Source organism: Kitasatospora sp. NPDC023118 (assembly GCF_055560875.1).
Genome location: NZ_JBVHHW010000064.1, coordinates 1 through 12204, shown reverse-complemented (window position 1 = coordinate 12204; position 12204 = coordinate 1). Strand labels below are relative to the sequence as shown.

Annotated in this window: 9 protein-coding genes; 4 read left to right on the top strand and 5 right to left on the bottom strand. The window is 70.0% G+C overall.

The window, feature by feature from the left end; all coding sequences use genetic code 11:
- Positions 1-489: 489 nt before the first annotated feature.
- The 3 genes from ACZ3UD_RS37010 to ACZ3UD_RS37000 all read right to left on the bottom strand — a co-directional run bounded on the left by ACZ3UD_RS37010 (position 490) and on the right by ACZ3UD_RS37000 (position 3731).
- A complete protein-coding gene (locus tag ACZ3UD_RS37010; protein ID WP_465598306.1) occupies positions 490-702 on the bottom strand; it encodes an acyl carrier protein in 213 nt (70 codons plus the stop codon).
- 46 nt (positions 703-748) lie between these two features.
- Entirely contained in the window at positions 749-2530 is a 1782-nt protein-coding gene (locus ACZ3UD_RS37005; protein ID WP_465598303.1) for a fatty acyl-AMP ligase, read from the bottom strand.
- A 919-nt stretch (positions 2531-3449) separates the two neighbouring features.
- The gene (locus ACZ3UD_RS37000) at positions 3450-3731 is read right to left on the bottom strand and encodes an acyl carrier protein (protein ID WP_465598300.1); all 282 of its coding nucleotides are present in this window, start codon (positions 3729-3731) and stop codon (positions 3450-3452) included.
- Between the two features lie 535 nt (positions 3732-4266).
- Between ACZ3UD_RS37000 and ACZ3UD_RS36995 the strand changes: the two genes are divergently transcribed.
- The 4 genes from ACZ3UD_RS36995 (at position 4267) to ACZ3UD_RS36980 (ending at position 9218) form a co-directional block, all read left to right on the top strand.
- The gene (locus ACZ3UD_RS36995) at positions 4267-5205 is read left to right on the top strand and encodes a TauD/TfdA family dioxygenase (RefSeq protein WP_465598297.1); all 939 of its coding nucleotides are present in this window, start codon (positions 4267-4269) and stop codon (positions 5203-5205) included.
- A gap of 290 nt (positions 5206-5495) precedes the next feature.
- Entirely contained in the window at positions 5496-6500 is a 1005-nt protein-coding gene (locus ACZ3UD_RS36990; RefSeq protein ID WP_465598294.1) for a TauD/TfdA family dioxygenase, read from the top strand.
- A gap of 78 nt (positions 6501-6578) precedes the next feature.
- Positions 6579-8420 (top strand): non-ribosomal peptide synthetase, encoded by a 1842-nt coding sequence (locus ACZ3UD_RS36985; protein ID WP_465598291.1) that lies wholly within the window; start codon positions 6579-6581, stop codon positions 8418-8420.
- Positions 8421-8447: 27 nt separating this feature from the next.
- Entirely contained in the window at positions 8448-9218 is a 771-nt protein-coding gene (locus ACZ3UD_RS36980; RefSeq protein WP_465598288.1) for a thioesterase II family protein, read from the top strand.
- Positions 9219-9376: 158 nt separating this feature from the next.
- Here ACZ3UD_RS36980 and ACZ3UD_RS36975 read toward each other — a convergent pair whose 3' ends face one another.
- Both ACZ3UD_RS36975 and ACZ3UD_RS36970 read right to left on the bottom strand, forming a co-directional pair.
- Entirely contained in the window at positions 9377-10270 is an 894-nt protein-coding gene (locus ACZ3UD_RS36975) for a TauD/TfdA family dioxygenase (RefSeq protein ID WP_465598285.1), read from the bottom strand.
- A gap of 52 nt (positions 10271-10322) precedes the next feature.
- Positions 10323-12204: alpha/beta fold hydrolase (locus tag ACZ3UD_RS36970; protein WP_465598282.1), on the bottom strand; the 1882-nt coding region annotated here is incomplete at its 5' end.

Here is a 12204-nt window from a genome sequence, read left to right as displayed (position 1 = left end):
TTCGGGTACCTCACCCCACTCGAAACCCGAGCGAAGCTGCAGCACGACTTCACCCCCGCAGCGTAAGAACCCGCTGTCCAGGATCAGGGGGGAACGTCAGGGCTGCTCCCACCCTCCCCGGCGCCACCCGGATCAGGTTGCCCCCAGCTCCACCGCCCTGCTGCGACAGGATCAGCGGCGAAGGCCTCTCACCTCCGCTCGAACCACAGCGCCTCACGGCGCACCCACGACCTACGCCACACCGCGGCCAGCATCATGATCGCCGCCGACATCCCCCTCGCCGTCGTCTCCAAGACGCCGCGAGCCAGGCCCGCAGCGGCACTTCCGAGGCCAGGTCGAACGTGTACGCGGTGGCCCGGGCCACCGCGCCGGCCAGGTCCGCAGCGTCGACCGTCGACCAGCGGGAACGTGGTGCGCAGCACCTCGTGGCGCCCGATCACGTCCGCAGGGCCGCGCTGAGCGCCCGATGGCGATGGTCCAGCTTGCCGGTCAGGCGCAGCACCATGCGGTTGTTGTAGGTCGCGTTCGCGCGAGCCCGGCCGGGGTCGGCATCTCGAACAGGGTCGGCATCGGCAGGTTCACTCCGAGGTCGCCGCGCAGTCGGCCCACCAGTCGCGTGACCAGCAGCGAGTGGCCGCCGAGAACGGTGTCTTCCGCAGCACCCGATCCGCGCCCGTGAGCCCGTACTCGGCCTGCATCCACGCCAACCGGTTCACGATCCCGCGTGTGGTGCCGGTGCGGGTGGGCGTCACAGGGTTTCGGGCCCTGCGGTCAACTGCCGTACCGCTGGTTCGAGTTCGGCGTGCAGGGCAGTGATCTCGCCGGCCAGGAAGCGGTCGCGCATCGCGGCGCGCTGGATCTTGCCGCTGGTGGTGCGGTGGACGCTGCCGCGCCGCACCAGCAAGACGTTGCGGACCGGCGCACCGGTGGCGGCGGTGAGGCGGCGGATGACGGCCGCCGCCGCGGCGGGCAGTTCCTCGGCCGACAGGGTCGGGCTGACCTCGTGCACCAGCACGATACGCTCGTCGGGGGCCTGGACGCCGAAGGCGGCGCCGACGAACCCCTCCAGCGCGGGGTGGGCGGCCCGCGCCTCGTGTTCGAGGTCGTGCGGGTAGAGGTTGCGGCCGTGGACGATCATCACCTCCTTGAGCCGGCCGGTGATGAACAGTTCGCCGTCCGCAAGGGCGCCCAGGTCGCCGGTGCGCAGCCAGCCGGGTTCGGTGTCGTCGGCGCCGGCGGGGCGGGCGTGGAAGATGCGGGCGGTGAGATCGGGGTTGTCCCAGTAGCCCCGGCCGACGCTGTCGCCGCGCAGCCAGATCTCGCCGACCTCGCCGGCGGGCAGGGGGCGCAGGGTGGCGGGGTCGACGATGAGGGTGTCGAAGGCCTCGGGGCGTCCGACGCCGGTGATCTCCTTGCCGCGGCCGTCACGGGCGGGAACCAGCGCGGGGTGGTCGGCGTCGGCGAGGCGCTGGGGGTCGACGACCAGGACGGTCGGCTGGCGCGGGATGGGGGTGCCGCTGGCGTAGACGGTGACCTCGGCCATGCCGTAGCCGGCGACGACGGCTTCGGGGCGCAGGCCGATGTGTGCGAATCGCTTGGTGAACGCGGCGATGGTGGGGGCGTGGATCGGCTCGGAGCCGTTGCACAGGAAGCGCAGCGGTGACACGTCGAGCCCGTCGAGTTGTTCGTCCTGGATGAGGCGCAGCGCGATGCCGTACGCGAAGTTGGGGGCGGAGCTGGCGGTGGTCCGGAATTCGTTCATCATCCGGAACCATTCGACGGGCTTGCGGGCGAACGTCGTCGGCGGCATCAGGACCGTTGTCGCACCGTAGAAGAGTGCGCAGCTGAGCTGACAGAAGAGACCGAAGTCGTGGTGCAGCGGCATCCAGCTGCCGAACGAGTCGTCACCGCCCAGGCCCATGACGGAGTGCAGGGCCGCGAGGTTCGCCTGGACGTTCCGGTGGGCGAGCATCACGCCCTTCGGGGTACCGGTGGAGCCGGAGCTGTACTGGAGGACGGCGAGGGTGTCCTGGTCGACGTGGCGGCCGCGGAGCGCCGCGGGGGGCGCCTCACCGGCCGGCACGGGGGCGGCGGCCCGGACGGGGACCTGACCCAGGCCCTGCGCTTGGAAGCGCTCGGTGAGGGTGTCGAGGTCCCCGGCGGTGCTGAACACCAGCCCGGGTGTGCAGTCCGCGGCGATCGCGGCGACGCGCTGGGCGGCGCTGGTGGAGCCGGTCGCCGGCGGGGCGGGCACGGCGGTGACACCGGCCAGCAGGCAGGCGAGGTAGAGCTCGACGAACTCGGTGCCGGTGGGCAGCGCGATGAGGACGCGCTCGCCGGGGACCAGGTGCTGCGCCAGGTCGGCGGCGCGCAGGCCGGCCCGGCGGGCGAGTTCGGCGTAGCTGAGGCTTTCGTGCGCGGCCTCGGCGGAGTTGCGGTAGATGGTGACCGCGGTCTTGTCGGGGTGTTCGGCGACGCGCGCGGCGAACGCGTCGCCGAGGTTCCGGTAGCTGGTCAGTTCGAAGGCCATTGCTTCCCCCTGGGCTTGGCGCTGCGTGGGTTTGGGCGACGCGCGGACATGCACGGCGGCGCGCGCCGCGCGGCTGGGCGGTGTCGTTCTCGACTGTTGCGATCAGGCTGTTCGGCCGCAGCTCTGCCCACGGTTCCTCGGTCCGGTCCAGGCTTCCTGACGTCCGGCTTCGCCGAACTCCGTCGATTCCTGGCGGCGCAGACCACTATGCCCCAGCCACTGGCGATGGTGCGGGTGTTCAACCCGGTGCAAATGATCAGCACGGGTGTTCAACCATCGCCGTGCGCCAGTTGGACGAGGACCGGCGGAGGTGGATGCCGCGCCCCCGGCACGGGGGTTTTCCGGGAACGCGGCGGTCTCACACTAGGCGACGGGGTGGAGCCCATGCCTCCTCCCATCGGACGACTGCAGGGCCGTGGCCTCCGTCGCAGGATGCGGTCGGACGGCCAAGGGCGGCCGGGCCCGCGCGCGAAGCGGGTGCCGGGGCAGCGGGTGGGCGCGGGAAGCGGTCTGCAGCCCGGTTGGCTGATCACCGGAGCCTCGGGGCAATCCACCGTAGATGGCGGCGGCGCAGGCCGTCAGGCCGGTAAGGCTGGTGCGCAGGCGGCGCGCGGCGGTTCTGAGTTCGGCGAGTTCGTTCCCATCCAACGAACAACTCCAGTTGTCCTGAGCACCGTTCAACCGCCGCGCGACCACCGTTGAACACACTTGCCAGGGACTGCGAGTAACCCGCGGCCAGGCCTGTCTTCGTCGATATCCACCGGGTCCACTCTGACCGCTCCTCGGGCCTCGAAGTACGAGTCGTCCGCTTGGAAAGCGGCGTCGACGAGGTACGGCGGGTCGCAGCCGGTAGGTCGGCTCAGGGCCAGGGCGCTGGTCAACTGACCGCCCTTCAAGGCGTCAAGGCCCTGAAGATCCTTCAGGCCGACGGCAGTTTGGCCACCAGGCCGGCCAGGTGCACGGTCAGAGCCGCAACCGTGTCGACGTCCCACACCAGGGTGGGCTCCACGGTCACACCCAACTTGTCCTCGATGTCCCCGCACAACGCGAAGGCGTACACCGACTCCAACCCGTACTCGGCGAGCGAGACACCCGGATCGATCTCCCCCACCGGCGTCTCCAGGTAATAGGACACCCGCTCCATCAACCACCGCTCAATGTCCTCACCCGACACCCGCACACCCACCTCCAGATCAGTCATCGAACTCCCTTTCTCATCAGGTATATGATGCACAGTCTGTTCATGGTCCGCGGCATCCGAATGCATGGGGCAGCGAGATGGAGCAGTGCCTGCTCGAACCGGCACTTCGCGCCGTAGGGGCCAGAACTCCGCCGTAATGCCAGACCCCTGCTGTCGGTCTGCCTCAGCAGGCCGGCCCAACAGCAGGGGGGCTACTTCTTCATCGCCTCGATCAGGCTCATGGACGGGACTCCACCGACAAGCCGTATCAGGCCACCCGCACCAGCCTCCAGATGCCCAGGAGCCCCAGTTTCACCATGCCGCCTCGCTTCACTATGGTGCAGGCCCGCGCGACTGATCAATCCTTGATGCTCACCAAGGCCACCGTTCAACTGCGTTGGCGCGCCGGTTGAACGACGCCGAACATTCGCCCCGGTCTATTGGCACGGCCGACGCTCCCGGCAGGCGGCCGAACCGAACCGGTGCGTCCAACTGTGGCGCCCCGTAGGTTGAACAACTCGACGCCCAACCTCCCAACCACCAAGGAGATATCCCCATGAGCGTTCAACAGGGCTGGGCACCGCAACGGTTCACGCCCGAGAGTACCGGCGCCAGCGCGACCACCCGGGGACTGATGGAGTACCTCGACTCGGTCGACGTCGGCGAACTACTGGACCGTCACCAGGCCCTGCTGTTTCGGGGTTTCGACGTCACTGAGGCGTCCTTGGCGGACGTGATGCCCGCCCTGCTGCCCGAGCGCCTCGCGTACGTGCACGGCAACACGCCCAGGACCAAGGTCTCCGACAACGTCTACACCTCGACGGAGTACCCGCCCGACTACGCGATCTCCATGCACAGCGAGCTTTCCTACGCCCACGCCTGGCCCTCCCGCCTGCTCTTCTGCTGCGTACAGCCGGCTGCCACGGGAGGCGCCACTCCGCTGCTGGACGGCGCCTCCTGGCTGGCGGCACTCGACGAACGGATCCGCGCGGACTTCAGCGGCGGTGTCTGCTACCGGCAGTACCTTCACGGTGGCAGGGGCTTCGGCAAGAGCTGGCAGGCGACGTTCGAGACGGACGACCGGGCAGAGGTCGAGAAGCTGCTGGCCGAGGCGGGCGTGAGTTGGGAGTGGACCGCCGGCAATGCGCTGCGGACGCGTCAGGTCCGGCCCTCGACGCTCCGGCACCCGGTCACCGGTGAGGAGGTCTGGTTCAACCAGGCGGACCAGTGGCACCCCGCGACGCTGGGCGAGGAGACCATGCGCGAGCTCGCGGCCATCGTCCCCACGGACGAGCTGCCGCAGTCGGTGACCTTCGCTGATGGCTCCCCCATCCCCGACGAGTACGTGCTCGAGATCCGCGAGAAGGGACTGGCGCTGGCCGTTGACGTCGACTGGCGGCAGGGCGACGTCCTGGTCATCGACAACGTCGCCGTCGCACACGGGCGCAGGGCGTTCGCCGGAAGCCGCCGGGTCCTGGTCGCCATGTCGCGCTGAGAGCACCGGGCAGAACGCGGGAGCCCTGGTCCGCAGCCGGTGGGCCAGGGCTCCCGGTTCGGTCGGTGGCGACCGGGGCGTCACTCGGGCGGCGGGACGATCTTCGCCTCATGGGCGGCGATGGCGAGCTGCGCCCAAGGACCTCGAGCTCGCGGTCGGCGATCCCCTCGATCTTGCGGCCTGCAGCAACGGCCTGCCGATCAGCCCGTTGAACGCCTTAACGTGGCGCAACCGATCCTCCTATCATCGGGACGATAACCGGTCCAAGGAACTGGAAAGGACCTGATTCAATGTCACATACGCTGAAATGGCTGGTCGTTGATGGTAAGCCGGCCATAACGCAGGTCTCCGGTCTCACCGGGATGACACAGGTCCGCGCGTGGCTCGAGGATGTCCATCCGCAACTGACCGCGGCTCTGCGGGAATACGGCGCGATCTACCTGCGTGGTCTGCCGATGGCGACCATCGAGGACTTCGCGCAGATCCGAGACGTGCTCATCAGCGAGCGGACGCCGTACCGGGAGAAGACCACTCCCCGCAGCCGGCTCGGCGACGATGTCTTCTCTTCGACGGACCTCCCGGCCGCGCAGTCGATCCGGATGCACAACGAGAACAGCTACACGCTGACCTTCCCCGGCCGGTTGTTGTTCGGCTGCCTGATCGCACCATCGCAGGGCGGGGCGACGCCCGTCGCGGACTGCCGGAAGGTCCTCGACGCGCTCCCCGATCAGGTGGTCGAGAAGATCCGGACCGCCGGGTGGCGACTCTCGCGCAGCTACTCCGAGCACATTTCCACCGACTGGCAGACCGCGTTCGCCACCGATGACGTGGACGAGGTCGCGCGCTACTGCACGGACAACCTCATCGGCCACCAGTGGTACGACGACGGCACCCTGAAGACGGGCCAGATCCGTCCCGGCATCATCACCCACCCGTCGAGTGGCGAGGAGGTGTGGTTCAACCACCTGCTCTTCTGGAACGAGTGGGCGCTGGACGAGGACCTGCGGGAGGCGCTGGTCGATGAGTTCGGACGCGACGGTCTTCCGTTCAACACCGAGTTCGGTGACGGGGCCGCGCTGAGCAACGAGGACCTCCAGGCCATCCAGGCGGCCTATGACGCGGCCACGGTGCGCGAGACCTGGCAGCCGGGCGACGTGATGCTGGTCGACAACATCCTGACCGCACACGGCCGGGATCCGTTCCGCGGCGACCGGAAGATCGTAGTGGCCATGGGCGACCCGGTCGAGCTCTCCGAGTGCCGGCCGACCGTGGAGCCCGCGCCCGCGTTCGCCTGAACCTGACCGGCGCCGTCAGACCAGGTCGGTCCGATGGCCGCGCCATGCCCCAATCCTGTGCACAAGGAGCTCGTTCTCGTGACTGACCTCGCCCAGAAGCCGGTTGACCTGGTAACGCGCTTCCGCGCTACCGCACAGCACGCCCCGGACCGGATCGCCGTACGGGGCGCGGACGGTGAGCTCACCTTCGCCGAGCTCGACCGGCGAACCGCACAGCTCGCCGGTGCCCTGGCCTCCCGTGGCATCGGCGTTGGCGACCTGGTGGGGGTCAGCCTGCCGCGCAGCACCCAGCTGGTCGTATCGCTGCTCGCGGTGTGGCGGGCGGGTGCGGCCTACCTCCCACTGGACCCCCGCTACCCGGTCGAGCGCCTGGAGTTCATGGCCAAGGACGCCGGCATCCGGGTGCTGGTGGGCGCCTCCGACCACGTCCTGGGGGCATCCGGCCTCGACGTCGTCGACCCGGACTCCGCGACCGGCGCCCCCGAAGCCGCCGACTCGAAGCCGGTGGCCACCAATCCGCTCGACCCGGCGTACGTGATCTACACCTCGGGCTCAACCGGTCGGCCCAAGGGCGTCCAGGTCGGACGGGGATCCGTCGCAGACCTGGTCACGGCCCTGGAGCGGGCCGGCGTCTACGCCGAGGAGCCGCGGGTCGTCGGCTGGAACGCCAGTGTCTCCTTCGATGCCTCGGTGAAGCAGTGGGCGCGGGTCTGCCGCGGCGACACCATCGCCATCCTCGACGAGGACCAGCGCACCGATCCCGTCCAGCTCCGGACCCTGCTCGACGCGTACGGCATCCAGGACCTGGACCTCACCCCCTCCCACTGGGAGCTGGTGCGGACCTGCCTGCTGGACAGCGGTGCCGACGGCCCGCTGCCGCGTCTGTTCATGGGCGGGGAGCCGGTGCCGGAGAGGACCTGGGAGGAGATATCCAAGGCGACCGCGAACGGGCTGCTCGAAGCGGTGAACCTCTACGGTCCGACCGAGTGCACCGTGGACGCCACCAGTGCCTGGATCACCGGTGGGGAAGCGCACATCGGCCACCCGCTGCCGGGCACCCGGGCGTACGTGGTCGGCGACGACCTCCGGCAGGTGACCGCTCCCGGTGAGACGGGCGAGCTGTACTTGGCAGGCGAGGGCCTGGCCCTGGGCTACCTCAACCGGCCGGCCCTGACCGCCGAGCGCTTCGTCGCCGACCCGTTCGCGGCGAACGGCAACGGGCCCCTCGCCCCCAGCCTGGCGGCCGGGAGGTACCCCCAGCCCGGCGGCGGGCAAGGAGCGCGGATGTACCGCACCGGAGACCTGGTCCGCCTGCGAGCCGACGGTTCGCTGGACTTCATCGGCCGGGTCGACCGCCAGGTCAAGATCCGCGGCTACCGGATCGAACTCAGCGAGGTCGAGGCCGCGGTCTCCTCACACCCCCGGGTGACCACCGCCGTGCTGACCGGCTACCGGGACCCCGCGCTCGGTGACCAGTTGGTGGCCTACTACGTCGCCGACGAGCCGCCGACCGGCGCGGAGCTGCGCGACCACTGCGCGGCAGTGCTCCCCGAGTTCATGGTCCCTTCGGTCTTCGCGGCGGTCGACGCCATTCCGCTGACCGTCAACGGCAAGGTCGACTGGGAGGCACTGCCCGCGCCGCATGCGGCACCCGCCGAACAGTTCGTCGAGCCCCAGGGAACGGTCGAGAAGTTGCTCGCCGAGGTCTGGTCGGAGGTCCTGGGCCGGGACCGGATCAGCGCCGACGACAACTTCTTCGCACTGGGCGGCCACTCGCTCGTCGCGCTGCGCGTCATCGGCCGGCTCAAGCGCGAGCTCGGCCTCGCCGTGCGGACCAAAGAGGTGTACCAGCACCCGCAGTTGCGCGAACTGGCCGCGTACGTCGAGGCCAAGCTCGCCGCAGCTCCCGAGACCCCCTGACCCATCACATCGCAAGGATTCCCGCCCATGGCTACCGCCCAGGACCTCATCGTCGTCCGATCCCGCCGAACCGAGAACGCCGCCCGCACCCTGATCTGCCTCGGCTTCTGCGGCGGCGGCACCGGGCAGTACCACCAGTGGGGCGGCATACTCCCGGCGGACGTCGACCTCGCCGCCGTCTGCTACCCGGGCCGGGAAGGCCGCTTCATGGAGGACTTCGCCCAGACCTGGGACGCCCTCGCCGACGACACGACCCAGGCCGTGCTCTCCGCTGCGGCCGAGGGCCCCTATGTGCTCTTCGGTCACAGCATGGGCGGCTGGATGGCCTTCGACGTCACCGTGCGCATCGAGCGGCTCGGCGGCCCCGCGCCCGAGGCGCTCGTGGTGTCCTCCGCCAACGCGGCCCACCGCGGGCTGACCGCCCAGGACGGGTCCCCGACTCAGCAGGACACCGACGAGCAGCTACTCGGCTGGATGACCATGCACGGGATGTTGCCCGAGCACGTCGTCAACGACCCGGACCTGCGGGAACTCGCGGTCGAGCTGATGCGGGCCGACGTCCGGGTCCGGGACACCTTCCACTACGTTCCCGGCTCGAAGGTCAGTGTGCCGCTGCAGGTCCTGACCGGCGAGACGGACACGGTGATCGAGCCCAACGCCGGCGAGCACTGGCGGGACCTCGCGACCGGTGACTTCCGGCACGACGTCCTGCCGGGCGGCCACTTCTACACGCCGGAGGTCTGGAGTCGGATCCCGACCTACGTCCCGGCCCTCTCCGGGGCGTTCAGCTCCTGCTGACGCCCCCGGGGGCTCCCGTACCGAAAGCGCGGGGCCGAGGCTGTGTCACAGCCTCGGCCCCGCGCTTCGGCGTTCCCGCCGGCCCCCCGGCCCGGACCAGAACCCAAGCCGGCCTCGGCGGAATTCACCGCCGAGGCCGGAGCCGTTCAGGAGGACGGTCAGGGCCTGAGGCTGTGGCCCACCCGGGTCAGGATCCGGCGCTCCGGGTCGAGGAAGGAACGACGCCCGTGCATGTACCGGGTGTTGTCGAGCACGACGATGTCGCCGGCCTGCCAGGCCATGTCGTAGGTGACGGCCTCGGCCTTGGCCGCGATGTCGTGCAGCAGCAGGTCGGGGAAGGCCGAGCCGTCGCCCAGCGTGGCGGTGCTCTGCGCATCGCTCAGGGCGACGAGCACGGAGTTGCAGAATGCCTCACGGAGCCCGTCCCCGGGGCGGGTGACGAAGGCGGTCCGGTAGGCGCCCTTGAGCGTCTCCCCCTCGAACACCCCGCTGAGGGAGCCGCCGTCGCGCGAAAGGCCGTTGAGCGCCTCGATCGCGGCGAGCGCCTCCTCCTCGGTGGTGACGCTCAGGGCGGAGCGCCAGCGAGCGGGCGAGACCTCCCATCTCCAGACCAGGTCAGCGCTTCTCAGGAAGTCGCGCGTCGCCTCGTCCAGGGCCTCGAACAGGACGGCTCCGTCGCACAGGGTGGTCTGCCCGCCGTCGGCGGGCGGCGTCTGGCAGAAGAACATCAGCAGGTCGGGTGCGCCGGGCGCGTACGACAGCTCCCGGTGCAGCGGGATGGCGCCCTGGCCCTTGTTCACCGTCGCCGTCGCACCGTCCGCGCTCACCGGCTCACGTTGCATGTCGGCGACCGCAGGATGGATCAGCGGAGTCATCAACTCGTCCGCCAAGGACTCGAACTCCGCCAGCGACCGACCGCCGGCCCGGCGCAGCAGGACCGCCCCATGGGCCCTGAGACCGGCGCGTACCTGTTCGGCCGAAGCCTCTTCGAGCAGCAGCGGGGCGCCGGCCTCCTGTACGCCCTGCGCCTGGTTGCTGAGTTCTGTCGTCATCTGTTCCTCCGGATGGTTGAAAGTAACGTCGTGGTCGGATGGACCGGCCCCGCTACGACCGGCCCGAGCCCAGCCACCCCTCGACGGCGGCCCACACCTGGCCCAGCGTGTGCGGCCGCATCATGTCGGCGTGCGTGAGAGGAAGGCTCACCTCGGTGATCTCCCCGGAGATGTACGGCTCCCACTGCTGCGCCAACGGCACCTCGGTCGCCTTGCCCTCCGCCGCGACCACCACCAGGGCATCCCCGCCGAACCGACCGGTCCGGTGCTCCGCCAACAGCTGGCTGTTGTTCTCGAAGACGTGCATGATGCGGATCAGCTCCTCGTCCGAGATTCCGCCGAGGACGGCGCCCATGTCCGCCCGGAGGTCCCGGAGTCGCTGGGCGCGCACGTCGTTCTCGTCGGACACCGACGAGCTCGCCGGGTCGTCGGACCGGTCCGCCTCCCCATCGTTGCGGGATGCCTCGCCGACCGCGGCGGGATCCGCGTCCTGCTCCGCCGGGTAGGCATCCAGCATGACCAGCGCGGCCACCTGCTCACCCGCAGCCTGGAGTTGCACCGCCATCTCATGCGCCACCGTCCCCCCGAAGGAGTAACCCACCAGGTGGTAGGGGCCGCTCGGCTGCACGGAACGGATCTGCTCGATGTACGCCGCGGCCATCTCCACAGCACGGGTTGCGAGTTCACTCGTGCCGTCGAGCCCGTCGGCCTGCAGCCCGTAGAGCGGATATTCCTGCGGGATGTACCGGGACAGCGGCAGGTAGCACCAGCTCGACCCGCTTCCGGGATGCACGAAGAAGAACGGCGGCTTGCTGCCGCTCGGCCGGATGGAAAGCATGCCGCCGAGCGCGTCCTTGACCGACGCCAAGGACATCCTGCTGAGCAGTCCCGCCACAGTCGGGTTGGTGATCACGTCGCGGACCGACACCGACACACCACGCGACCGTAGCTCCTCCACCAGCGACACCGCCAGCAGCGAGTGCCCGCCCAGGGCGAAGAAGTCGTCGTCGAGCCCGACGCTCTCCAGCCTCAGCAGCTTCGCGAACGCCTCGCACACGCTCTGTTCGAGGGCACTGAGCGAGCCGGCGCCGTCGGGAGCCTTCGCACTCACGGCATACTGCGGGGCCGGCAGGGCCTTGCGGTCCAGCTTGCCGTTCACGGTCAGTGGTAGCGCGTCCAGCACCACCACCGCCGTCGGCACCATGTAGACCGGCAGCCGCTCAGTAACGAACGCACGGACGGACGAGGCGAGTTCGGCATTGCCTCCGTCCGGCACGCCCCGTGCGATCACCTCGGCCGGCTCCACCCGGAACCCGCGGATCTTCACCTGCTCGTCCGCACGACCGGCGAACACCAGCCGACCGTCCGCCGACCACTTCACACGGTCACCCGTGCGGTACAACCGGCCACCCGCCGCACCGAACGGGTCCGCGACGAACCGCTCACCCGTCAGGCCCGGGCGGTTCAGATAGCCGCGCGCCAACCCCGCACCCGCGACATACAGTTCACCCGCAACACCGACCGGCACCGGAGCCAGGTGCTCGTCCAGCACATACACCCGGGTGCCGTCCAGCGGGCCGCCGATCGGCAGCACCTCACCCAGCGCCTCCGCCGAGCCCACCTCGTGCTGGGTGGCGCACAGCGTCACCTCCGTCGGCCCGTACAGGTGCCGCACCACCACACCCGCGTTGGCCTCCAGCACCCGGCGCACCGCACCCACCGGCACCACGTCACCACCGGTCAGCACCTCACGCACACCCGCGAAACACCGCGGATCCTGCTCCGCGATCACCCGGAACAGACCCGCCGTCACATGCACGTGCGACACCGCGCAGTCGGCCAGCAGCTTCCGCAGCACCTCCGCATCCACCGCACCCGTCGGCGCCACCACCACCGCCGCACCCGACAGCAACGCCACCCACACCTCGTACGAG

What these genes read in the sequence shown, in the direction of transcription:
- ACZ3UD_RS37005 (WP_465598303.1), bottom strand. Translation starts at nt 2,530, where the DNA reads ATGGCCTTCGAACTGACCAGCTACCGGAACCTCGGCGACGCGTTCGCC.
- ACZ3UD_RS37000 (WP_465598300.1), bottom strand. Translation starts at nt 3,731, where the DNA reads ATGACTGATCTGGAGGTGGGTGTGCGGGTGTCGGGTGAGGACATTGAG.
- ACZ3UD_RS36995 (WP_465598297.1), top strand. Translation starts at nt 4,267, where the DNA reads ATGAGCGTTCAACAGGGCTGGGCACCGCAACGGTTCACGCCCGAGAGT.
- ACZ3UD_RS36990 (WP_465598294.1), top strand. Translation starts at nt 5,496, where the DNA reads ATGTCACATACGCTGAAATGGCTGGTCGTTGATGGTAAGCCGGCCATA.
- ACZ3UD_RS36980 (WP_465598288.1), top strand. Translation starts at nt 8,448, where the DNA reads ATGGCTACCGCCCAGGACCTCATCGTCGTCCGATCCCGCCGAACCGAG.
- ACZ3UD_RS36975 (WP_465598285.1), bottom strand. Translation starts at nt 10,270, where the DNA reads ATGACGACAGAACTCAGCAACCAGGCGCAGGGCGTACAGGAGGCCGGC.